Source organism: Providencia sp. PROV188 (assembly GCF_027595165.1).
Taxonomy (GTDB): domain Bacteria; phylum Pseudomonadota; class Gammaproteobacteria; order Enterobacterales; family Enterobacteriaceae; genus Providencia; species Providencia lanzhouensis.
Genome location: NZ_CP097291.1, coordinates 3,555,832 through 3,576,706 on the forward strand (window position 1 = coordinate 3,555,832; position 20,875 = coordinate 3,576,706).

Annotated in this window: 21 protein-coding genes and 2 tRNA genes; 4 read left to right on the forward strand and 19 right to left on the reverse strand. The window is 43.6% G+C overall.

From position 1 onward, the window contains the following. Nucleotides 1–277 precede the first annotated feature (277 nt). The 13 genes from rpsO to rlmE all read right to left on the reverse strand — a co-directional run bounded on the left by rpsO (nucleotide 278) and on the right by rlmE (nucleotide 12,895). Nucleotides 278–547, reverse strand: coding sequence for a 30S ribosomal protein S15 (gene rpsO / locus M5X66_RS16295; protein WP_006814502.1), 270 nt, complete (start codon nucleotides 545–547; stop codon nucleotides 278–280). A 114-nt stretch (nucleotides 548–661) separates the two neighbouring features. Then, complete coding sequence (gene truB / locus M5X66_RS16300; RefSeq protein ID WP_132496364.1) at nucleotides 662–1,615, reverse strand: tRNA pseudouridine(55) synthase TruB; 954 nt, start codon at nucleotides 1,613–1,615, stop codon at nucleotides 662–664. Beyond that, on the reverse strand, nucleotides 1,615–2,025 hold the full coding sequence (rbfA, locus tag M5X66_RS16305; RefSeq protein ID WP_036949056.1) for a 30S ribosome-binding factor RbfA: 411 nt from the start codon (nucleotides 2,023–2,025) through the stop codon (nucleotides 1,615–1,617). The genes truB and rbfA overlap by 1 nt, the downstream gene beginning before the upstream one ends. Before the next feature lie 85 nt (nucleotides 2,026–2,110). Then, nucleotides 2,111–4,849 (reverse strand): translation initiation factor IF-2, encoded by a 2,739-nt coding sequence (gene infB, locus M5X66_RS16310; protein WP_154610026.1) that lies wholly within the window; start codon nucleotides 4,847–4,849, stop codon nucleotides 2,111–2,113. A gap of 23 nt (nucleotides 4,850–4,872) precedes the next feature. Then, entirely contained in the window at nucleotides 4,873–6,381 is a 1,509-nt protein-coding gene (gene nusA, locus M5X66_RS16315) for a transcription termination factor NusA (protein WP_036949051.1), read from the reverse strand. A 23-nt stretch (nucleotides 6,382–6,404) separates the two neighbouring features. Continuing rightward, nucleotides 6,405–6,857 carry a ribosome maturation factor RimP gene (gene rimP, locus M5X66_RS16320; RefSeq protein ID WP_006662411.1) on the reverse strand — a complete coding sequence of 151 codons (453 nt, stop codon included), beginning with the start codon at nucleotides 6,855–6,857 and terminating at the stop codon, nucleotides 6,405–6,407. A 213-nt stretch (nucleotides 6,858–7,070) separates the two neighbouring features. Continuing rightward, nucleotides 7,071–7,147, reverse strand: a tRNA-Met gene (locus M5X66_RS16325). 57 nt (nucleotides 7,148–7,204) lie between these two features. Then, nucleotides 7,205–7,294: transfer RNA gene (locus M5X66_RS16330), tRNA-Leu, on the reverse strand. 106 nt (nucleotides 7,295–7,400) lie between these two features. Then, nucleotides 7,401–7,745 (reverse strand): preprotein translocase subunit SecG, encoded by a 345-nt coding sequence (gene secG, locus M5X66_RS16335; protein ID WP_036949048.1) that lies wholly within the window; start codon nucleotides 7,743–7,745, stop codon nucleotides 7,401–7,403. Nucleotides 7,746–7,991: 246 nt separating this feature from the next. Next, complete coding sequence (glmM, locus tag M5X66_RS16340) at nucleotides 7,992–9,329, reverse strand: phosphoglucosamine mutase (RefSeq protein WP_036949046.1); 1,338 nt, start codon at nucleotides 9,327–9,329, stop codon at nucleotides 7,992–7,994. Beyond that, nucleotides 9,322–10,170, reverse strand: coding sequence for a dihydropteroate synthase (gene folP / locus M5X66_RS16345; protein ID WP_036949044.1), 849 nt, complete (start codon nucleotides 10,168–10,170; stop codon nucleotides 9,322–9,324). The genes glmM and folP overlap by 8 nt, the downstream gene beginning before the upstream one ends. 70 nt (nucleotides 10,171–10,240) lie before the next feature. Next, complete coding sequence (gene ftsH / locus M5X66_RS16350; protein ID WP_036949042.1) at nucleotides 10,241–12,208, reverse strand: ATP-dependent zinc metalloprotease FtsH; 1,968 nt, start codon at nucleotides 12,206–12,208, stop codon at nucleotides 10,241–10,243. A 57-nt stretch (nucleotides 12,209–12,265) separates the two neighbouring features. After that, nucleotides 12,266–12,895 (reverse strand): 23S rRNA (uridine(2552)-2'-O)-methyltransferase RlmE, encoded by a 630-nt coding sequence (rlmE, locus tag M5X66_RS16355; protein WP_036949039.1) that lies wholly within the window; start codon nucleotides 12,893–12,895, stop codon nucleotides 12,266–12,268. Between the two features lie 259 nt (nucleotides 12,896–13,154). Between rlmE and yhbY the strand changes: the two genes are divergently transcribed. Then, nucleotides 13,155–13,448: a ribosome assembly RNA-binding protein YhbY gene (gene yhbY, locus M5X66_RS16360; RefSeq protein ID WP_036949037.1), complete on the forward strand. Its 294-nt coding sequence runs from the start codon at nucleotides 13,155–13,157 to the stop codon at nucleotides 13,446–13,448. A 118-nt stretch (nucleotides 13,449–13,566) separates the two neighbouring features. Here yhbY and greA read toward each other — a convergent pair whose 3' ends face one another. Further along, complete coding sequence (gene greA / locus M5X66_RS16365) at nucleotides 13,567–14,043, reverse strand: transcription elongation factor GreA (protein WP_154610024.1); 477 nt, start codon at nucleotides 14,041–14,043, stop codon at nucleotides 13,567–13,569. Between the two features lie 256 nt (nucleotides 14,044–14,299). Between greA and dacB the strand changes: the two genes are divergently transcribed. Next, nucleotides 14,300–15,748, forward strand: a complete 1,449-nt coding sequence (dacB, locus tag M5X66_RS16370; protein WP_036949033.1) for a serine-type D-Ala-D-Ala carboxypeptidase — start codon at nucleotides 14,300–14,302, stop codon at nucleotides 15,746–15,748. Nucleotides 15,749–15,833: 85 nt separating this feature from the next. On the opposite strand, the gene cgtA is transcribed toward dacB, so the two are convergent. From cgtA to rplU, 3 genes are all read right to left on the reverse strand, one after another. After that, the gene (gene cgtA / locus M5X66_RS16375; RefSeq protein ID WP_036949030.1) at nucleotides 15,834–17,009 is read right to left on the reverse strand and encodes an Obg family GTPase CgtA; all 1,176 of its coding nucleotides are present in this window, start codon (nucleotides 17,007–17,009) and stop codon (nucleotides 15,834–15,836) included. A 132-nt stretch (nucleotides 17,010–17,141) separates the two neighbouring features. Beyond that, entirely contained in the window at nucleotides 17,142–17,399 is a 258-nt protein-coding gene (gene rpmA / locus M5X66_RS16380; protein WP_004905922.1) for a 50S ribosomal protein L27, read from the reverse strand. Nucleotides 17,400–17,418: 19 nt separating this feature from the next. Continuing rightward, on the reverse strand, nucleotides 17,419–17,727 hold the full coding sequence (gene rplU, locus M5X66_RS16385) for a 50S ribosomal protein L21 (protein WP_006658010.1): 309 nt from the start codon (nucleotides 17,725–17,727) through the stop codon (nucleotides 17,419–17,421). 334 nt (nucleotides 17,728–18,061) lie between these two features. Between rplU and ispB the strand changes: the two genes are divergently transcribed. Continuing rightward, a complete protein-coding gene (ispB, locus tag M5X66_RS16390) occupies nucleotides 18,062–19,033 on the forward strand; it encodes an octaprenyl diphosphate synthase (protein ID WP_036949027.1) in 972 nt (323 codons plus the stop codon). A 62-nt stretch (nucleotides 19,034–19,095) separates the two neighbouring features. On the opposite strand, the gene M5X66_RS16395 is transcribed toward ispB, so the two are convergent. Next, nucleotides 19,096–19,455, reverse strand: a complete 360-nt coding sequence (locus tag M5X66_RS16395; protein WP_036949025.1) for a DNA-binding protein — start codon at nucleotides 19,453–19,455, stop codon at nucleotides 19,096–19,098. 100 nt (nucleotides 19,456–19,555) lie between these two features. Next, entirely contained in the window at nucleotides 19,556–19,912 is a 357-nt protein-coding gene (locus tag M5X66_RS16400; RefSeq protein ID WP_036949022.1) for a DNA-binding protein, read from the reverse strand. A 557-nt stretch (nucleotides 19,913–20,469) separates the two neighbouring features. On the opposite strand from M5X66_RS16400, the gene M5X66_RS16405 reads away from it, so the two are divergent. After that, entirely contained in the window at nucleotides 20,470–20,787 is a 318-nt protein-coding gene (locus M5X66_RS16405) for a helix-turn-helix domain-containing protein (RefSeq protein WP_036949019.1), read from the forward strand. Nucleotides 20,788–20,875: the final 88 nt, after the last annotated feature.

A 20,875-nucleotide genomic window follows, 5' to 3' on the forward strand; every position in this document is an offset into this window, starting at 1 on the left:
ATTACCCTTTTTGTAAGGCTACGAGAGATTCTCAGGTAGCATGGTTTATTTTCTGACTACAGCCTCGCGACTAATGAGAGGATTGATATTCCAATCATCAATTCTCTCATTAGCCGCGCGAATACGGATGTAGTTTTAAGTGGTTTTAATTAAAACAGTCAATTATCGATAATAGCTTAACATTTTAGTTAAGTATAATTCGAGTATTACTTCAACTTTCAATTAACTTTTAGAAGAAAAGGGGCCATTTGGCCCCTTTCCTCTGAAACTGACAAGATTAACGACGCAGACCCAGACGCTCGATCAGCGCTGTGTAACGTGCGATATCTTTACCTTTCAGGTAAGCTTGTAAACGACGACGCTGAGCAACCATACGCAGCAGACCACGACGGCTGTGGTGATCTTTTTTGTGCTCAGAGAAGTGACCTTGCAGGTGATTGATTTGAGCTGTCAGCAGAGCGATTTGAACTTCGCTTGAACCCGTGTCATTTTCACCGCGGCCGAATTCAGCAACGATCTTCGCTTTCGCTTCAGTACTTAGAGACATAATAAACTCCAAAATAATATAAATTTAAGTGATGAGAGCCAATCTCTAATTTAGCATCTCAAGATTTAGCGCCGTCATTCTACGCTGCTTAGAGCAGCAAAGCAATAAGCGCCATTATGCGGACGGTTCATTTTCAACGACCAAGCGCTTTGGTGCAATACGTCCATCTTCACTAATCAGAGCGATACCGATAAACCGCTGCTCTGAACCACAAGTGACACGGATCATGTCGCCTTCCACTAGGTCTTTTACATCACCGCGTACAGGTTGACCCTGTTTGAAATACGCGGCTGTTTCCTCAGTAATATTCACTGCAGGAAAATGAACCACTGCGGTATCCATTGGCAATAATAGCGAATCGAGTAAGGATTCAAATGAGCCTTCTCCCGCATCCACTTTTGCCCGCAAAGCAGCTAATTGTTCCAACGTGACCATGCGGTCATAAGGATAATTTGCGACTTGCACACGACGCAGATAAGTCACATGCGCACCACATCCCAACATTTCACCTAAATCATCAATGATAGTTCGAATATAGGTGCCTTTAGAACAGTGAATTTCCAGTTCTAATTCATTGTTATCCCAACGAATAAACTGAAGTTCATACACTGTAATTGGGCGGGCTTCACGCTCTACCGTAATACCTTTACGTGCGTATTCATATAATGGGCGCCCTTGGTGTTTCAGCGCTGAATACATGGAAGGAACTTGCAGTGTATCTCCACGAAAATGTTCGAGGGCTTCTTCAAGTTGCTGTGCCGTAAAAGTGATATCGCGTTCACTGATGATTTCGCCGTGAGAATCAGAAGTATCCGTTCGTTGCCCAAGGCGTGCAATCACCCGATAGCGCTTATCTGAATCGAGTAAAAACTGTGAGAATTTCGTCGCTTCACCAAGGCAGACTGGCAACATACCTGTCGCTAGTGGGTCAAGTGCCCCCGTATGCCCGGCTTTATTTGCGTTGAAAAAGCGCCGCACTTTTTGCAGCGCATCGTTTGAGGAAATATCGGTGGGCTTATCTAACAGCACAACGCCGTCAATATTGCGCCCGCTACGACGACGCCCCATTATTTTTCCTCTTTACTATCTGTACCTGCACGACGCTCTTCGTCATTACGAATCACGTTCGATACTAAGTTAGACATACGCATGCCATCAACTAATGAATTGTCATATTCAAACGTTAACTCAGGAATAATACGTAAACGCATTGCTTTTCCCAGTAATGAACGAATGAAACCTGACGCTTCATTTAATGCTTTAATGCCGTCTGCAACCATCTCTTCTTCACTTTTTTCATTCGCAAAGTTGAAGAAAGTGACGAAGACTTTACCGTATGCCAGATCCCGTGACAGCTCTACGCCAGAAACGGTTGCCATACCAATACGGGGATCTTTGATTTCGCGCTGCAAGATAATTGCAATTTCTTTTTGCATTTCTTGAGCTACGCGCTGAGAACGACTGAATTCTTTTGCCATCGTTAATCTCCTGACAATAAAGGGGGCAATAGCCCCCTCATTAATACTATTTTGTCACCACGATACTCCGTGGGTACTCACAAAATTAACCGTCGATTGAACGTTTAACTTCGATAACTTCAAAGACTTCGATCATATCGCCGACACGGACATCGTTGTAGTTCTTAACACCGATACCACATTCCATACCGTTACGAACTTCGCTAACGTCATCTTTAAAGCGACGCAGTGATTCCAGCTCACCTTCGTAGATAACCACGTTATCACGCAGAACGCGGATTGGGTTATTACGCTTGATGGTACCTTCAGTAACCATACAACCAGCAACTGCACCGAATTTCGGTGATTTGAACACATCACGGACTTCTGCAAGACCCATGATTTGCTGTTTGTATTCAGGTGCCAACATACCGCTCATCGCTTGTTTGATTTCATCAATCAGGCTATAGATGACGGAGTAGTAACGTAAATCAACGCTTTCGCTTTCAACGACGCGACGAGCAGATGCATCGGCACGGACGTTAAAGCCAAGAATGATCGCATTAGAAGCTGCAGCCAGAGTTGCATCAGTTTCAGTGATACCACCCACGCCAGAACCGATGATTTTGATTTTAACTTCATCAGTTGACAGTTTCATCAGAGAGTCAGTGATAGCTTCACAGGTACCTTGAACGTCAGTTTTCAGTACGATATTCAGTTCAGAAACTTTACCTTCTTCCATGTTAGCAAACATGTTTTCCAGTTTAGATTTCTGCTGACGAGCTAATTTCACATCACGGAATTTACCTTGACGATACAGGGCAACTTCACGTGCTTTTTTCTCATCACGAACAACTGTCGCTTCATCACCCGCTGAAGGAACGCTGGACAGACCCAGGATCTCAACTGGCATTGAAGGGCCAGCAGACAGAACTTCTTTACCTAATTCGTTGCGCATTGCACGAATACGGCCATATTCAAATCCACACAGTACGATGTCGCCTTTGTTCAATGTACCTTCTTGAACTAAGATAGTTGCCACTGGGCCACGACCTTTGTCTAGGTAAGATTCAACAACCACACCGCTTGCCATGCCTGCATATACCGCTTTCAGTTCTAAAACTTCAGCTTGCAGCAAGATAGCATCTAACAGTTCATCGATACCGGTACCCACTTTCGCAGACACACCGATAAACTGAGTGTCACCGCCCCACTCTTCAGAAATAACGCCGTACTGAGACAGCTCATTTCTGACGCGATCTGGGTCAGCTTCTGGTTTATCCATTTTGTTGACCGCAACAACGATTGGCACACCTGCTGCTTTCGCATGCTGGATAGCTTCGATTGTTTGTGGCATAACACCATCATCCGCAGCAACAACCAGAACAACGATATCCGTCGCCTGAGCACCACGAGCACGCATTGATGTAAACGCGGCGTGACCTGGGGTGTCTAAGAAGGTGATCATACCTTTGTCAGTTTGAACGTGGTATGCACCGATGTGCTGAGTAATACCACCTGCTTCGCCAGATGCTACTTTCGTTGAACGAATGTAGTCCAGTAAAGAGGTTTTACCGTGGTCAACGTGACCCATGATGGTAACAACTGGCGCGCGAGCTTCTTTAACTGCTGAGCCAGTGTCACGGTCGTTCATTACCGATTCTTCTAACTCATTCTCACGACGCAGAATAACTTTATGACCCATTTCTTCTGCAACTAATTGTGCAGTTTCTTGGTCAATCACTTGGTTGATGGTTGCCATTGCACCCATTTTCATCATCGTTTTGATGACTTGGGAGCCTTTAACTGCCATCTTGTTAGCTAATTCGCCAACAGTGATAGTTTCGCCGATAATAACGTCACGGTTTACCGCTGCAACTGGTTTGGTGAAGCTTTGTTGTAAAGAGCTGCCTTTACGTTGCTTACCTTTAGTGCGACCTGAGCGACCAGCAGCGCGTTCTTCTTCGCGATCCGCTTTTTCAGAAAGTTTGTTGCCTTTCTTTTGACGAGGTGCTTTAGCAGAACGGTTACGAGAACGACGACCTTCTTCTTTCTCATCACTTTCATCTTCCGCCGCACGTGCGTGGGTAGATGTTGTTGTGTGATAATCGCTGTCATCTTCAGATTTGCTATCTGAGTTCCAGTCTTCGCCTTTTTCTTCAGCCATTTTACGGGCTTCTTCAGCAACACGGCGCGCATCAGCTTCAACTTTACGTTGAGTTTCTTCTTCCGCTTTGCGTTTCAGTTCAGCAGCTTCGGCTTCAAGACGCTGTTTGTCAGCGTTACTTTCGGTTGCCGCTTTGCTTGGTTTTTGATTTTCGCTTTGTTTCACTTTTTCTCTTTCCGCTACTTCGCGCGTAGCTTTATCAGCTGCTTCACGTTTTGCTTTCTCTTCGGCTTCACGTTTTGCGTTAGCTTCCGCGTCACGTTTTGCAGCATCTTCTGCTGCACGTTTCGCTTCTGCTTCACGTTTTGCCAGTTCCTCAGCTTCGCGCTGTGCTTGCTCTTCCGCTTCACGCTGCGCCTGCTCTTCCGCTTGCGCTTCTTCAGCGTCGCGGTTCACATAAGTGCGTTTTTTGCGGACTTCAACATTTACCGATTTGCTTTTGCCACCGGTGACTGGAACACTCAGCGTACTACGAGTTTTACGCTGTAATGTTAACTTACTTGGCTGCCCCGCTGCTCCGCCTTGTTCACGGTTTAAGTGGTTCAGTAAAGTTTCTTTCTCAGTCTGGCTAACAGAGTCATTCGTACCTTTCGTGATCCCTGCTTCAGCAAATTGCTGTACCAGGCGCTCAACTGTGGTTTGAATTTCCGTTGCCAGTGATTTTACAGTTTCTGTCATGCCGTTCCTTCCTGCTACAGTGTTTACGCATCGTTTCCGAACCAGCAAATATTACGTGCTGCCATAATGAGTTCGCCTGCTTTCTCATTATTCAGACCTTCGATATCAATCAGGTCGTCGATGCCCTGCTCAGCAAGATCTTCCAGTGTACAGATACCGTGAGTAGCCAAATTATAGGCCAGAGTACGATCCATACCATCAAGATTCAACAAATCTTCTGCTGGCTGATTATCACCCAAGCTCTCTTTTTGAGCTAGTTCAATTGTGGTGAGGGCAGCTTTTGCTCTTTCACGTAGAACTTCAACGGTTTCTTCATCAAGACCGTCAATTTCCAGAAGTTCTTTAATAGGCACGTAAGCCAGTTCTTCTAATGTCGAGAAGCCTTCTTCAACAAGTGTTGTAGCAAACTCTTCATCAATATCTAGATGCTTAGTGAATGTTTCAATAGAAGCGTGTGCTTCTGCCTGATGTTTTGCATTCAGCTCTTCCGCAGTCATGACATTCAGTTCCCACTTGTCATCACCACGATGGATTTTCAGTAACTGAGCCGCTAAGCGAACGTTTTGTCCATTACGTCCAATTGCTTGCGCTAAGTTGCTGCTTTCAACGGCAACATCCATCGTACAGTTGTCTTCATCAACCACAATAGATGCCACATCAGCCGGAGCCATAGCATTAATAACGAATTGCGCTGGGTTATCATCCCATAACACAATGTCGATTCTCTCGCCGCCTAACTCACTAGAGACAGCTTGAACACGAGCACCGCGCATACCAACGCAAGCACCAACTGGGTCGATACGTTTGTCGTTAGTTTTTACTGCGATTTTTGCACGAGAACCTGGATCGCGAGCTGCTGCTTTGATCTCGATGATCTCTTCGCCAATTTCTGGTACTTCGATGCGGAATAATTCAACCAGCATCTCTGGACGAGAACGAGTCACAAAAAGCTGTGCGCCGCGCGCTTCAGGACGAACATCATACAGGACGCCGCGAATACGGTCACCTGGACGGAAGTTTTCACGTGGTAGCATATCTTCGCGCAGGATCACAGCTTCTGCGTTATTACCTAAATCTAAGGTAATGTTTTCACGGTTAACTTTTTTAACCTGAGCAGTGATGATTTCACCTTGTTGCTCACGGAATTGGTCAACCACCATCGCACGCTCAGCTTCACGTACTTTTTGTACGATAACTTGCTTCGCGGTTTGCGTGGTAATACGGTCAAATACAACAGATTCGATTTGGTCTTCAACGTATTCGCCTAACTGCAATTCAGGATCTTCGAATTGTGCAGCTTCCAGTGTAATTTCACGGGTTGGCATTGTGACTTCTTCGACAATCACCCAACGACGGAAAGTATCAAAATCACCGGATTTACGGTCAATTTCTACGCGAACATCAATCTCTTGCTCATATTTCTTTTTAGTTGCTGTCGCCAGCGCAGTTTCCAGAGCCTCGAAGATTTTTTCACGAGGGAGGGATTTTTCGTTAGAAACCGCTTCAACAACAGCCAGAATTTCTTTGTTCATCCTAGTTGCCTCATTGAACTTAATTAAAAGTGTGGTACCAAGTTAGCTTTCTGGATGTTGCCGAGGGCGAACACCTCATCCTTACCATCTACAGTAACCGTAATCATTTCACCATCAACGGCTTTGATAATGCCTTGCCATCTACGACGGTTCTGCATCGCGATACGCAGTGACAGAGCCACTTCTTCACCCATAAAACGCTCATAATGAGCAATGGTGAACAGTGGACGTTCCATACCCGGTGACGATATTTCAAGGTTATAAATCACAGAAATTGGATCTTCGACATCCAATACTGCACTTACTTGATGGCTGACATCAGCACAGTCATCAACAGTGATGCCTTCTTCACTATCAATGAAAATACGCAGTGTCGACGTGCGCCCGCGAACAAATTCTAAGCCGACAAATTCAAAGCCTAGTGCTTCCACTGGTGCAGAAACCATCTCTGTTAATTTTTGCTCTAATGTGGACAAGCCCACCCCCAGACATAAAAAAAGGGCATAAAGCCCAGTTAATTCGATTGTCAAATAACAAAAAACCCCGAAATTCGGGGCTTTTGTAACTGGACCCATAGTACATGGGTTTACCGTGCTCTTAGTATACCTTGAAAATCTAGATAAATCGATGAGAAATTACGATAACGATATCTGATATTGTTGCGACAAGATATGTATGACTAAGAGAAATGGTTGCGGGAGCTGGATTTGAACCAACGACCTTCGGGTTATGAGCCCGACGAGCTACCATGCTGCTCCATCCCGCGTTCGAAACGTGACTATTTTACACTGACTATTGTGAGTTCACAAGTCGTCTAAAATAATGGTGCCGAGGACGGGACTTGAACCCGTACGCCCGTTTTGTAGGCACTACCACCTCAAGGTAGCGTGTATACCAATTTCACCACCTCGGCACTGAGGCGAGGTTACTAATTTCACAATCAATAACCTCAAATTTTTAACTTCTTACTACTTTACTGCTAATGAAGACATAATGTCGTCATTCGGAATCCCGAACACTTAACGAGGAATATCGCTCGTTGGTGTCGCTGGTGCTGCCGGAACGTCTGTTGGTTGCTCGACTTTTGCCGGTTCGCTAATGTTTTCCCATTTACTACCTGCACCAGTTCCATATTTATTGGCAGTCATGTTGCCAAGAATTAAACTGATGATGAAAAACACAGCAGCCAAGATTCCAGTCATACGGGTCATGAAGTTACCTGAGCCCGATGAACCAAACAGTGTTGCAGAAGCGCCCGCACCGAATGATGCACCCATGTCAGCACCTTTACCTTGCTGTAACATGACCAGACCAATTAGGCCGATAGCCGCGAGCAAGAAAACAACTAAAAGAGCTATATACATTTGAGTTACCTATTCAGTTACGGCGCATAGCCTATGCTATGACCCTTATACTGCACACCTACTCAAAACATTATTACAGAATTGAGCAGGTGCGAATACTAACCAAAGCTGAGCCGACAAGCAAGTCTATTTTGATTTCATTTAACTATTTGAAGAAAAAAACAGCAAACTATCGAAATAATGCTCAACTCGGTTATTCGCCTCCCTCCAGCTAATTTTTATCCGCTAAAGGGAGAATGTACGGCATTAACCTGCCGCTTTAACTGCATCAGCAATACGGTTCGCCATTTCGGTGACAGTTTCTTCGTTTTCACCTTCAACCATGACACGAATCAGCGGTTCAGTACCTGATTTTCTCAGCAATACGCGACCTTTGCCGGCTAGCTCTTTTTCCACTTGCTCATTTGCCGCAATGACAGCATCACTTTGCAGAGGATCATGTTTGCCTTTAAAGCGTACATTGACCAGAATTTGAGGTAGAAGCTTCATACCGCTGCATAAATCGTGCAGGCTCATATGGTTACGCACCATGGCACTCAGTACTTGCAGACCCGCAACAATACCGTCGCCTGTTGTGGTTTTATCTAATAAAATCACATGACCTGAGTTTTCAGCCCCCATGCGCCAGCCTTTTTCTTGGAGTTTTTCCAGAACATAGCGGTCGCCCACTTTTGCACGTTCAAATGGAATACCCAGCTGTTTCAGCGCGATTTCTAACCCCATATTGCTCATCAGTGTACCCACAACGCCACCTTTTAATTGACCTTGACGCAGTGCTTCACGAGCAATGATATACAGAATTTGGTCGCCATCGACTTTATTACCTTGATGATCGACCATGATGATACGGTCACCGTCACCATCAAATGCTAAACCTACATCCGCTTTTTCTGCCAGAACACGCTCTTGCAGCTTACGAACGTCGGTTGCACCACATTCTTCGTTGATATTGATCCCATTAGGATCACAGCCCATTGTGATGACTTGCGCGCCTAATTCGCTAAATACGTTAGGTGCGATGTGGTAGGTTGCGCCGTTCGCACAGTCTAAAACCACTTTGAGGCTGTTTAAGCTTTGCTCGTTCGGGAATGTCCCTTTACAGAATTCAATGTAGCGCCCTGCAGCATCGACGATACGGTTCGCACGACCCAGCTCCGCAGATTCAACGCAAGTGATTGGTTTTTCCATTTCCGCTTCAATGGCTTCTTCAACTTCGTCAGGCAGTTTAGTCCCGTCGATAGAGAAGAATTTGATCCCATTATCATAGTAAGGGTTGTGGGAAGCTGAAATGACGATCCCAGCCTCAGCGCGGAAAGTACGAGTTAAATAAGCCACTGCTGGCGTTGGCATTGGACCCGTGAAGGAAGCAGATAACCCTGCTGCAGCTAAGCCAGCTTCTAATGAGGATTCCAGCATATAGCCAGAAATACGCGTATCTTTACCAATGATAATTTTACGTGAGCCGTGACGAGCCAGTACTTTACCCGCTGCCCAGCCTAATTTTAAAACAAAATCAGGTGTAATTGGGCTATCGCCCACTTTGCCACGGATACCATCAGTACCAAAATATTTACGGTTACTCATACGCTAATTTTTCCTTTTCTGACAGAGTCATCTGAACGACTTGCATTGCTTGTACTGTCTCTTTCACATCATGAACTCGGATAATTTGCGCTCCTTGCATTGCCGCAATAGTGGCACACGCTAAGCTACCCGCTAGACGTTCTTGAGGTGGAACATTTAATAATTGTCCAATCATAGATTTTCGTGACATCCCTGCCAAGAGTGGTAGTCCGAAATCATGAAATTGATCTAAATGCGCTAGTAACTGGTAATTATGCGACAGGTTCTTACCAAAACCAAAGCCTGGATCGAGGATTATTTGCTGTTTATCAATTCCCGCCTTCACACAGCGCTCAATCTCACGATCGAGATACTCTTTAACTTCTTTTACTACATCCACATAATCGGGGGCATCTTGCATGGTTCTTGGTTGACCTTGCATGTGCATAATGCAAACAGGCAACCCTAGTTTTGCAGCCACTGCAAGGGAGTCTTCTTCATGTAACGAGCGGATATCATTAATAATATGCATCCCAGCTTTCGCGGCCTCATCCATTACTTGGGCTTTTGAAGTGTCTACAGAGATCCAAACATCAAAACGTTTTGCAATCGCTTCCACTACTGGTACAACGCGGTCGAGCTCTTCACTGACAGAAACTTCAGCCGCACCAGGTCGAGTTGACTCGCCGCCAATATCGATAATTGTTGCCCCTTCTTGTACCATTTTGGCAACATGGTCTAGAGCATCATGATAACGATTATGAGTGCCACCATCTGAGAATGAATCAGGAGTAACATTCAAAATCCCCATCACTTGAGGAGTGGATAAGTCAAGGAGGCGACCTCGGGCTTTAATATGCATGATTATTTTTCCTTAACGTAAAAAACCCCAGTGACCTGGGGTTTTTAATTATTCAACTTATCACGATGGCTTACTGTGGCTTGCTATCGTTGTTATCGGATGAATTATTTTCATCAGATTTTTCAGTTGGCTCTTCTGGTTGAGTTTCAGCTGGCTTTGCTTCAGGTTTTGATGCGCTAGTCGCTGCACCAAATGAACCTGTCACATTATTCACTTTTTTATCCTCATCCCAGCCTGCTGGCGCACGTACTGGACGGCGGTTCATCAGGTCGTCAATCATTGGCATATCGATAGTTTCATATTTCAATAATGCATCTTTCATCGCATGCAGAATATCCATATTGTCAGTTAAGGTTTTATGTGCAACCTCATAACCACGGTCGATAATTGCTTTAATTTCTTCGTCAATGATGCGTGCAGTTTCATCTGAGTAAGTCGAGCTATGTCCTGAACGACCTAAGAATGCAGGGCCTTCTTCTTCAGAATATAACACTGGACCTAACTTGTCAGAAAAGCCCCACTGAGTCACCATTTTTCTCGCTGTGCTAGTTGCTTGCTGAATATCACCTGATGCGCCGGTTGAGATTTTGTCATAACCGTAGATCAGTTCTTCCGCAATACGACCGCCGTATGTACTTGCGATATTACCCTCTAATTTTTGACGGCTTGCACTGATTTGGTCGCCTTCAGGTAAGTAGAAAGTCACACCTAATGCACGACCGCGAGGAATAATAGTCACTTTATGAACAGGGTCATGCTCTGGCATTAAGTAACCAACAATTGCGTGTCCAGCTTCATGATAAGCAGTAGATTCTTTTTGCTCTTCGGTCATCATCAGTGAGCGATGCTCTGCACCCAGCCACACTTTATCACGCGCTCTTTCGAATTCAGCCATCGTTACAACGCGTTTATTTTCACGCGCTGCAAACAGTGCAGCTTCGTTCACTAAGTTAGCCAATTCAGCACCGGAGAAACCAGGTGTTGCACGAGCCAAGATAGTTGTATCAACCGCAGGGTCGATAGGCACACGACGCATATGAACTTTTAAGATTTGCTCACGACCACGAACATCAGGTAAACCAACCACAACTTGACGGTCAAAACGACCCGGACGCAATAATGCAGGATCCAGAACGTCAGCACGGTTAGTTGCCGCGATCACGATAATACCTTCATTACCTTCGAAACCATCCATCTCAACCAGCATCTGGTTCAGTGTCTGCTCACGTTCATCGTGACCACCACCTAAACCGGCACCACGTTGACGACCAACAGCATCGATTTCATCGATAAAGATAATACAAGGCGCCGCTTTTTTTGCTTGCTCGAACATATCACGAACACGTGAAGCACCCACGCCCACAAACATTTCCACGAAGTCTGAACCGGAAATGGTAAAGAATGGTACTTTCGCTTCACCAGCAATGGCTTTAGCCAGTAATGTTTTACCTGTACCCGGCGGTCCTACCATCAAGACACCCTTAGGAATTTTACCACCGAGTTTTTGGAAACGAGCAGGTTCACGTAGGAAGTCTACGATCTCCCCCACTTCCTCTTTCGCTTCATCGCAACCCGCAACATCTGCAAATGTTGTTTTTATCTGATCTTCTGTCAGCATACGGGCTTTGCTTTTACCGAATGACATCGCCCCTTTACCGCCACCACCTTGCATTTGGCGCATAAAGAAGATCCAGACACCAATCAACAGCAGCATTGGGAACCAGGAAATGAAAATAGATGTCAGTAAGCTAGGTTCTTCTGGTGGTTCACCGACGACAGTAACATTCTTGTTTAACAAGGTGTCTAACAACTTCTCATCCTGCATAGGCAGATAAGTTGTGTAGCGGCTATTATCCGCTTTTCTGACGTTCAATTCACGACCTGTGATACGAACTTCACGTACCTGATCCTGGGCTAACTCATTGATAAACGTTGAATAATCAACTCTGCGACTATTCGAATCGCTTGGGCCAAAACTCTGGAACAAGGACATCAGAACAACTGCGATGACTAACCAGAGAATTAGGTTTTTCGCCATGTCACTCAAGGGATTAACCTCACCTTACAACTGTGTTAACAAATAACGCTCAGGGTACTATAGTTTTAGTCCTGTCGCTACAATGTATACTTCACGCGATCGTGCCCGCGAAGATTCGGGTTTACGAACTTTCACCTTCGTAAACAGGGAGCGGATATCCCTAAGGTATTCGTCAAAGCCTTCTCCCTGAAACACTTTAACGATAAAACTTCCCCCAGGAGCCAATACCGCACGGCACATATCCAATGCTAGTTCAACCAGATACATAGAGCGGGGAATATCCACTGCTGGTGTTCCGCTCATGTTTGGGGCCATGTCAGACATAACCACTTGTACTTTTTTATCGCCAACTCGCTCTAACAAAGCAGCCAGTACAGCTTCGTCACGAAAATCCCCCTGGAGGAAATCCACGCCGACGATTGGGTCCATTGGTAATAGGTCACAAGCAATAATACGACCATTGTGACCGATTTGGCCGACAACATATTGCGACCACCCACCAGGAGCAGCCCCTAAATCAACAACGGTCATACCTGGTTTAAAAATCTTATCACTTTGCTGGATTTCATCCAGTTTAAACCATGCACGCGAGCGGAGCCCTTTCTTTTGTGCTTGCTGAACATATTTATCACTAAAATGTTCTTGCAACCAACGACTGGAGCTTGCCGAACGTTTTTTATTGGCCATTGCACTTTCCAACTATACTAATAGAAATACATTTCCCGACATTCTTCAAGTTACAGGGAGTTAGCTTCATTTTTTCTACCCAAGTCACATAAATAGCGCTGTTTATCGGGAGAGTGTTAACGTGCTGCCTACTTGTCACTGGATTACTTTCGGGTAATCATTAGCTGCTTCTTTACCATCGAATAAGATTAATAGATGGTGATAGTGATCAGATGGCGGTAGAATATGCCATTTTCAATACTAACCAAGCAAAAAATCGATGAATCTTAACAAAAAACAAGTTCAACACCTAAAAAGTCTCGCTCATCACTTAAACCCAGTTGTTATGATTGGCAACAATGGTTTAACTGAGGGTGTTTTGGCTGAAATCGAAGTCTCATTAACACATCATGAGCTTATCAAAGTCAAAATCGCTGGCGAAGATCGTGAAACTAAAAATTTGATCGCTGAAGCGATTGTTCGCGAAACTGGTGCAGCAAATGTTCAAGTTATCGGTAAAATTCTCGTTCTCTACCGTCCATCGGCTGAGCGCAAAATTAGTTTACCTAAATAATAACTGCTCATTTATATAAAAATGCCATTGAAAGCATATTTTATATGACGAAAAAGGCCGCCTGCGGCCTTTCTCTCTAAATCAGTAAAATAATATAACCAATTCAGGGAAATAGGAATCAGATATACTCAACTTTAAGAATTTCGAACTCAACATCCCCGCCCGGCGTCTTAATCATTACGACATCATCAACTTCTTTACCCACTAGTCCACGCGCAATTGGTGAATTCACTGAAATTAAGTTCACTTTAATATCAGCTTCATCATCACCTACGATGCGGTAGGTTAACTCTTCATCAGTATCCAAATTCAATACGGTAACCGTCGCACCAAAGATCACTCGGCCATTATTTACCATTTTGGTAACGTCAATCACTTGAGAGTGAGAAAGTTTAGATTCAATTTCTTGAATACGACCTTCACAAAAGCCTTGTTGCTCACGCGCCGCATGATATTCAGCGTTTTCTTTTAAATCGCCATGTTCACGAGCTTCTGCAATAGAAGCAATAATTTCAGGACGACGGACAGATTTCAGATACTCGAGCTCTTCTCTTAGCTTGTTAGCACCAAATACCGTCATTGGAATCTGTTTCATTTGATAAATACCTCTAATTCAATCCTATCTAAAAATAAGTATCTTCCTGATTTTGTAACAACAGTACACCGAACACCATGATATGTAGGGGGGTGTTCAAAAACTTAAGGTGTCAATAACTCAATCAGACCAACTTGTGCCTTATCTTATCATACTGTTCGCTATTTTAACTGAGAGTTAATAGCGGATCATCGTTTACTTTATTGGGCATTACACTTTAGTATGTGCAGTATGTCTACCCTAATGCGTGAAATATATGTCGCTATTAACATCAACCAGAAAATTAATCTTCACTTTAGGACTTGCATTCATTACTTCGCAAGCATCTGCCATCCCTATCGATGATTATAAGCAGTATCTCCCTGACGGCACTAACCTTGCTCTGGTTGCGCAGAAAGTAGGAAGTAATACCCCTCTTATTGATTATAACGCTCAACAAATGGCTCTGCCTGCCAGTACGCAGAAAGTCGTCACCGCCCTCGCTGCATTATTACAGCTAGGTCCGGACTACCGTTTCGTCACTAACTTCGAGACCAACGGAAAGCTCAATAACAATACGTTATCCGGTGATTTGGTGATTCGCTTTAGTGGTGACCCTACGTTAACACGTCAGCAAATCCGCAATATGGTCAATGCGTTAAAGCAGATTGGTATTCATAAAGTCGATGGTGATCTCATTGTCGATATTTCGGCTTTTGCGAGTCATGATAAAGCACCGGGCTGGGTATGGAATGATATGACTCAGTGCTTCAGTGCTCCACCGGCCGCTGCCATCATTGATAGAAACTGTTTCTCTGTTTCCCTTTATCCCTCAGATAAAGCAGGAGAAATGGCGTATATCAAAACAGCCAGCTTCTATCCTGTAAACATGTTTAGTGAAGTCAAAACTCTTGCTAAAGGCTCACCAGAAGCTCGCTATTGCGAGTTAGATGTGGTTCCTGGGGAATTGAATCGCTATACATTAACAGGCTGCTTAACCCAGCGTAGTGAGCCATTACCGCTCGCATTTGCAGTGCAAAATGGGGCGAGCTACTCCGGTGCTATCGTCAAAAATGAGTTGCAGGTCGCGGGCATTGAATTGTCTGGCGCGGTTAAAAAACGCACCCAGCAGACGCCACAATCCCAAGTACTCGTCAAAACTGAATCCAAACCGCTACATGACCTCTTAAAAATCATGCTGAAAAAGTCTGATAACATGATAGCGGATACAGTATTTAGAACGATTGGTCGTGATTATTACGGTGTTCCGGGTACCTGGCGATCCGGCTCTGATGCAGTAAGACAAGTCCTCAAGCAGAAAGCGGGTATTGATTTAGGAAATACCGTGATGGTGGATGGCTCTGGCTTATCTCGCCACAATTTGATCACGCCGGCGACCATGATGCAAGTTTTGCAATTTATAGCTAAAAATGACCAGCAGCTGGATTACATTTCGATGCTACCACTTGCTGGGCATGATGGAACATTGCGCTACCGTGGTGGTTTAGATGAGGCTGGAGTCAATGGCAAGGTGTCAGCGAAAACTGGTGCATTACAAGGGGTTTATAACCTTGCAGGCTTTATTACTACCGCAAGCGGTGAAAAAGTGGCATTCGTCCAGTTCATTTCCGCTTATGCCGTGCCACAAAGCCAATATAATAGCCGCCGTGTACCTTTAGTTCGCTTTGAAAGCCGCCTCTATCGCGATCTTTACCAAAAGAACTGATCTCCCTGAGGATCCTTTTAAGATCTTCATAATAAAAAAGGCACAACCTTCGCAAGTTGTGCCTTTTTATATGACTCAAAGATAATTATTTTTGGTAGATAAATTCGACGCCTTCGTCGTCATCTTCATCCCAATCATCATCCCAATCGTCATCAAGATCATCTGCACCAGATAGCTGCTCTTTGTGGTAATCATCCCACATAAATTCAACTTTCTCTGGTTGGCTGTTTTCATCTTCAACGGCCATATCACGCGGCTGAGTATTCATGAACTCCATGATATCCCAACACAGTGCTTTCACACCTTCGTGGTTTACAGCAGAAATCATATAATACTTATCTTCCCAGCCCATACCTTTAGCAATTTCAGCTGCACGTTTGGCAGACTCTTCTTCACCTAAGATATCCACTTTGTTGAAGACTAACCAGCGTGGTTTCTGAGCCAGTTTTTCACTGTATTTTTCTAACTCACCCACAATGATCTTGGCGTTTTCCACCGGATCAGATTCATCGATTGGGCAAATGTCGATAAGATGCAGCAGTACGCGGCAACGCTCTAAGTGCTTCAGGAATTGGATCCCAAGTCCTGCACCTTCCGCAGCACCTTCGATCAATCCTGGAATATCTGCAACCACAAAGCTCTGCTCGTTATCCATACGTACCACGCCGAGGCTTGGAACCAAGGTTGTAAATGGATAGTCAGCAACTTTTGGCTTCGCTGCTGATACTGAACGAATAAATGTGGATTTACCGGCATTCGGCATACCCAGCATTCCGACGTCAGCAAGTAACATCAGCTCTAATAAGATTTCGCGCGTTTCACCTTTCGTTCCCATGGTACGCTGACGCGGTGCACGGTTAACAGAAGATTTAAAACGAGTATTACCAAGCCCATGGAAGCCGCCTTTAGCGACCATATGGCGTTGATCGTGACGAGTCATGTCACAGAGTACTTCATTAGTGCCAAGATCGCGTACACGCGTTCCTACAGGGACTTTAACCGTGATGTCTTCACCACGCTTACCTGTACACTCACGGCTTTGACCATTTTGACCACGTTCTGCACGAAATGATTTTTCAAAACGGTAGTCAATCAGTGTGTTGAGGTTTTCGTCTGCCTGTAAATAGACATCACCACCGTCACCACCGTCACCACCGTCAGGTCCACCTTTCGGGATATATTTTTCACGGCGGAAGCTGACACAACCATTGCCACCATCTCCTGCCACGACCAAAATTTTGGCTTCATCTACAAATTTCATAATTCTTTCTCCGTCTGCTGGCCATTATAGTGCCTGATGGCGGTATTACCCAGAGATGGCATATTCTGAATATAAAAAGCCCCGCAAAAGGTTTTTGCAGGGCTTTAATTCAAAAATTAAAAGTCAGAAAACTTATTCAGCTTCGATGCTGATAAATTTACGATTGTTAGGACCTTTAACTTCAAATTTAACTTTACCGTCCGCTAATGCGAACAGAGTGTGGTCACGGCCACAACCAACGTTGTTACCTGCGTGGAACTTAGTACCACGTTGACGAACGATGATGCTACCTGCTAATACAGCTTCACCACCAAAACGTTTAACACCTAAACGTTTTGCTTCTGAGTCACGACCGTTACGAGTCGAACCACCAGCCTTTTTGTGTGCCATTAATCTGCTCTCCTAAATCTTAAGCGATGACAGTGATCTTAACATCAGTGAACCACTGACGGTGACCTTGCTGCTTACGGCTGTGTTTACGACGACGGAACTTAACGATTTTAACTTTATCGCCACGACCGTGTGCAACCACTTCCGCTTTCACTTTAACGCCTTCAACGATAGGAGCACCGATTTGGATCTCATCGCCATTAGCAACCATCAGAACGTGATCAAATTCAACAGTTTCACCTGTTGCGATGTCCAGCTTTTCTAGGCGGACAGTTTGACCTTCGCTAACTCGGTGTTGTTTACCACCACTTTGGAAAACCGCGTACATATTAACTCCGCTTTCCGCGTACTCGCTAAATATTTCAATTCCAGAGCACGCTATAAAATATTCACAATAGGGCGCGAATTCTACGCAAAAAAGCAGCAGAACACAAGCCTATAATGCAGTTAGATTACAAAAAATACGACTTTTTTATCAGCCCTATCTTTTTTCGGCTGATTTCTCAGGAATATCTTTAATTGTTACTTATTTAAACATTTTTTGCATTTCACCCGATAATCTTATTATTAATAGTGTTATGCTTACGCTATTACTGTGATATCGGTTTTCCCATTTTTGGCTTAGGGAATGCCCCAAAAACTAATAATATGAATATATTACAATGAATTTAGAATCTATCGTTGAACTGACAGCCGAGGATATGTCAGCAGTAAATGAAGCGATCCTCAGCCAATTAAACTCAGACGTAGCATTAATCAATCAATTAGGTTATTACATCGTTAGCGGAGGCGGAAAAAGGATCCGTCCAATGATCGCGATCCTCGCAGGACGATCCCTAGGCTATTCTGAACATAAGCATATTCAAGTTGCTGCATTAATCGAATTCATCCATACCGCCACTTTATTACACGATGATGTGGTCGATGAATCAGATATGCGTCGTGGAAAACAGACAGCTAATGCTGTATTTGGTAACGCGGCAAGCGTATTAGTAGGTGACTTTATTTATACTCGATCCTTTCAAATGATGACGGATCTTGATTCGATGCGTGTTTTAAAATTGATGTCTGAAGCCACCAACGTGATTGCTGAAGGTGAAGTTTTACAATTAATGAACTGCAACGATCCTGATATTACTGAAGAGAGCTACATGCAAGTGATCTACAGTAAAACTGCGCGTCTATTTGAAGCGGCTTCTCATGCGTCCGCTATCTTAGCCAATGCCACGCCTGAGCAAGAGAAAGCGCTGCAAGATTATGGTCGCTACATTGGGACCGCATTCCAGTTAGTTGACGATCTTCTAGATTATGATGCAGATAATACCCAGTTAGGTAAAAACACTGGAGATGATCTCGATGAAGGTAAACCAACACTACCACTGTTACATGCAATGCAACATGGTAATGCAGAAGAGTCAGCACTAATTAGACAAGCAATTGAGCAAGGAAATGGTCGCCATCTATTAGACACTGTCCTTGGTACAATGAAACGCTGCGGCTCATTAGAATACACTTACCAACGCGCTCAGGAAGAAGCTCAAAAAGCCATTGATGCTTTAAATGCCCTTGAAGACTCTGTGTATAAAGAAGCATTGATTGGTTTAGCGCATGTTGCTATTCAGCGCCATTCATAATCACCGTTAGAGCTCTAAACCAATATTGAAAAGGGTGAAAACAATTTCACCCTTTTTTATGGTTATTCATCTTCTGGTTCAGGCTCTATTTTTGCCAATAGCGATGATAACCCGTGACGCAAAATATATTTCACAAATATTTTGCGCTCATCTTCCGTCAGTTGGTAATAAGCCTCAGACCAAATTTGCAGTGCATCAATACGTTGCACTTGATACGGTGCCGATGGCTCATGAAGTGACAGCTGACCTTGGATCTCACTCGGCAAGCTTTCCATATAGTATTCAACGGCCTTCCCTTGAACACCTCTTTTACGACGACTTTTCCAACCTTCCCTTCTCGCCATCAAGTTAATTCCCTGAGGTGATGATGGAAGACCTTCTAATCCTGCTAATTCTTTCGCAGTGAACCACAATTTTTTCATAATATCACTTTTACGCTTAGCTTATATTTTGCAACCTGCTTTTGTCGCTATACCAAAGTTATTTTTCTAAAAATTTATTCGATTCAATACCGTACGTAATCTATGTATGGCTATTTTGATTAATAAGATGAATTAAAGCTAAAGCACCTTTGCGCATAATAAACGATAAGATCGCCACGCGTTCATCATGGGAAAGCTGGTTATAAGTTTCTTGCCAAATATGCGCATGTTCATCACGTTTGACTTGATAGCCTCCCGAAGTTTCATACATCACCGTGAACTCTTCGAGATTAATGGGAACCGAGCTAATATGGTATTCCAATGCTTTTCCTTGAATACCTCGTCGTTTTCGACTCAACCATTTTTCTCGCCTCGCCATAGCATTAATACCTTGGGTGCTTGTCGGTAGCCCTTGGCGCCCAACGAGCTCTTTGGCTGTTAACCATTCCTTGTTCATTATCGACGCTCCTTGTCATCATGATGACGACTTCGATTAACTATAAACTTTCTTTATTTTCTTAATCGTTTCAATATCCATTTTTAATATTCAAATATAATAGTTAATAAATTATATCGATATAGATAATTTCTTTTGTATATCCGCTAGTTATACCAATAACTTTGTATTAACTATTTTATATCTATGGATTTTATAGTGCTGACTAAGAAATTCATTCTTTTCAAATAATTCAATACATTATTAAGAAATATAAATCTTCTCGATAAACAGAATAAATATAAGAAAATATAAAAAATAGAGAGTTAACTAAAATGAGTTATTTTTATTTTCAAAGTGTTAGCTGAATTCACAATAATCATCTGAACCTTTCCGTTATTTTCATAAAAACAACGACAGTTTCATAAAAATGAATTTTTAGAAAAAATCAGAAATTATTATTGGGAAATTCTGTTATTTTATTTCCAATAACAGAACGATTGCACTGAATGTATCACAATACTCTGTTAGATGTACCACTAACTCTACATGATTCTGAGTGAAAAAAGGATTAAAAAATGATGTTACGGAAATCAAACTGGCACCCAGCAGATATCATTGCAGCTTTACGCAAACGTGGAACAACCCTAGCGGCGATTTCTCGTGAAGCAGGGCTTAGCTCGTCAACGCTCGCGAATGCGCTATCGAGACCTTGGCCTAAAGGAGAATGGATCATCGCAAACTTTTTAGGTATTCATCCATCAGAAATCTGGCCTAGTCGCTATTACGATCCAATGACGGGTGATTTATTAGAAAGAAAAGTTCGAGAAAAGCCAAAGAAAATCGAGGAAACAAACGAATTAGAAAACAGGGAGCCAGAAAAAGAACATATCTAATATCAGTCGCTATTTTTGATCAGAACTGAAAGATAAAGCCCATTATTATTTTCTTTAAAAACAGCAAGATTAATTCATTGTACCTTCA